The sequence below is a fragment of the Robinsoniella sp. genome (assembly GCF_034124845.1).
Genome location: NZ_JAWYAJ010000217.1, coordinates 1 through 2,815 on the forward strand (window position 1 = coordinate 1; position 2,815 = coordinate 2,815).

A 2,815-nucleotide genomic window follows, 5' to 3' on the forward strand; every position below is an offset into this window, starting at 1 on the left:
CAAACAATCGACTTAACAAAGAAGTTTGATGCTTTTACAGCGAATGACAAGATCAATATATCCGTAGAACCCAAAGAAATTAAATGTATCGTAGGGGAAAATGGCGCCGGGAAATCAACCCTGATGAATATGCTCTACGGTGCACTCCGGCCTACCAGCGGGAAGATTCTCATAGACGGAAAGGATGTGATTTTTAAAAATCCCACCGATGCCATAGGACACGGTATCGGCATGGTGCACCAGCATTTTAAACTGGTGCCCAGCCTGACCGTTTATGAAAACATTCTGCTTGGAAGTGAAATCAACAAAAAGTGGAAGGGCAGAAAAAGCCCGTTCATTGACCGCAACACGGAGATTACAAAGGTAAAGGAATTAATTGAAGAATACCATTTTCAGATAGATCCGCTGGAAAAGGTAGAAAATCTCTCTGTAGGACTGTGCCAGCAGGTAGAAATCCTGAAAATGCTGTACCGGAATGTACGGATCTTAATTCTGGATGAACCCACCGCGGTGCTCACGCCTCAGGAGGTGGACCGGCTGATGGAAAATTTAAAAGAACTTCGTAAAAATGGAAAAACCATCATTGTCATTACCCACAAATTAAGAGAGGTTATGGAATTAAGCGACAGTGTAACGGTCATCAAGCAGGGGAAAGTAATTGGAAATGTAAAAACGGCTGATACCAATGAGCAGGAGCTGGCGCAGATGATGGTGGGAAGAGATGTGGTATTAACCGTCAGCAATGAAAATGCTGCTCCCTGCAGCTGTGAAACGGCGTACCGTGTCAAAGGTCTGTGTACCACAAATGCAGAACAAAAAGAAATTCTTCACAACATTGACTTAGAAGTACATAAAGGGGAAATTTTAGGAATTGCCGGGGTAGAGGGAAATGGGCAGAGTGAGCTGATTAAGGTGCTTACCGGACTGATGGCATCTACAAAAGGGAGTGTGCATTTATGCGAAATGGATGTGACAGGTGCCTGGCCGGACGAGCTTCGAAAAAAGGGTCTGGGTATCATTCCCGAAGACCGATATGCCCAGGGACTGTGCCGGGATATGAGTATCGGGGAAAACTGTATCGCCGGGTACTTTGGAAACCACGGTGTCTGTAAATGCGGTGTGCTGCATAACAAAGAGATCAGGCGCCTGACAGGTGAATATATCGAAAAGTATGACATTCGTGTGGCAGATCCTCTGGGAGAGATCTCACAGCTTTCCGGAGGAAATGCCCAGAAGGTAATTATCGCACGGGAATTTGAAAATCATCCCAAGGTGATCATTGCCTGCCAGCCTACCAGAGGAGTAGATATTGGTTCCATTGAGTTTATTCATACCCAGCTGCTTAAATTCAGAAACGAAGGAAATTCGGTACTTCTTATTTCCAGTGAGCTTTCCGAAATTATGAGTCTCTCTGACCGGATAGCCGTTATGTACAAGGGGGAAATCATAGGAGTTGTATCACCGGATGAGCCAGTGGAGAAAATTGGTCTGCTGATGGCAGGTGCAAAACCGGATGAGGGGAGAACAGCATGAATAAAAGAGAGAAAAAAATATCCATATTTCCCAAAATAGTAAATACACTTTTACCCGTTCTGCTGGCATTTGGAATCGGCGGCGTGATCATTGCGGCGATTGGAGAAAATCCATTTGAAGTCTATGGGATTATGCTTGGTAAATCCCTGTTTACAGCCAAGGGATTCAGCAATACGCTGCATTATGCATCCCCGCTGATTCTCACGGGACTGGCAATCGCAATTACCTTTAAAGCGAACATATTTAACATGGGTGTGGAAGGGCAGCTGCTTCTGGGCGGATTCTTTTCCGGCATTGCAGGAGCGATGATTTCTATCGGAAGCCCCTTCTGGCACAAAGTAATCTGTATGCTGGTGGGAATGCTTTTCGGAGTTTTATTTGCCCTGATCCCGGCATTGTTAAAGGCCTATTTCCATGTGGATGAAATGGTTGTAACACTGACCTTAAACTATGCCATGATTAAGATTCTGGAGTATTTATCTTCCGGTCCATTCCGGGAAGACGGGGCAGGATATGTATGTACGCCCACCATTAAGGAGACAGCCATGTTTTCAAGGCTTGGGGACTCGAAGCTGACGCTGTTTTTCTTTATTGCACTGGCGGTGCTGCTTGTCATGGCATTTGTCATGAAGAAGACAAAGCTGGGATACGAGGTCACGGCAATTGGGAAGAATCCGGAATTCTCAGAAGCATCCGGTATTCGTGTCCGTAAAAAAATCATTATTCTCATGTGTCTGAGCGGTGCCCTTGCAGGACTTGCCGGTTCGGGACAGATGATGAGCGAAGCTTTTAAATATACGCTGACCTTCTCCGGTACAACCGGACTTGGCTGGGATGGTATGCTGATTGCACTTTTGGGACGGCACAATCCCGTTGGCATCCTGCTGGCGGCTGTTTTCTACAGCGGACTTAAAACGGGTGCGGACAATATCAACATGTATACCGCAGTACCAAAAGAAATCGTAGGAGTACTCCAGGGATTGATCATTTTATTCCTGGCAGTAAGGTTTTTCAATGAAAAATATGGATTCATCCAACATTATAAGATGTGGAAAGAGAACAGGAGGGCGGCAGAATGAATTTTTTAGGAAATATTTTATACGATTCCGTATATCATGCAACGCCTATACTTCTGTGTGTGCTGGGCGGGATCTTTGCCTATAAAGCAAATGTTTTGAACATCGCACTGGAAGGTATCATGCTTGCAGGTGCATTTGTTTCCCTTCTGGTTTCTTATTTAACCGGCAACATTGTGCTGGGATATGTGACGGCACTTGTGGTC

At 45.3% G+C, this 2,815-nt stretch carries 2 protein-coding genes and 1 pseudogene; all 3 read left to right on the forward strand.

Features of this window, described 5'->3' with window-relative positions:
• On the forward strand, nucleotides 1-1,533 hold a 1,533-nt coding region (locus ACH2DQ_RS10385; protein WP_395026663.1), incomplete at its 5' end, for an ABC transporter ATP-binding protein.
• The gene (locus ACH2DQ_RS10390) at nucleotides 1,530-2,612 is read left to right on the forward strand and encodes an ABC transporter permease (protein WP_394913748.1); all 1,083 of its coding nucleotides are present in this window, start codon (nucleotides 1,530-1,532) and stop codon (nucleotides 2,610-2,612) included. The genes ACH2DQ_RS10385 and ACH2DQ_RS10390, both read left to right, overlap by 4 nt.
• Nucleotides 2,609-2,815, forward strand: a pseudogene (locus ACH2DQ_RS10395) (ABC transporter permease); the annotation flags it as partial. The gene ACH2DQ_RS10390 and the pseudogene ACH2DQ_RS10395, both read left to right, overlap by 4 nt.

What these genes read in the sequence shown, in the direction of transcription:
- ACH2DQ_RS10390 (WP_394913748.1), top strand. Translation starts at nt 1,530, where the DNA reads ATGAATAAAAGAGAGAAAAAAATATCCATATTTCCCAAAATAGTAAAT.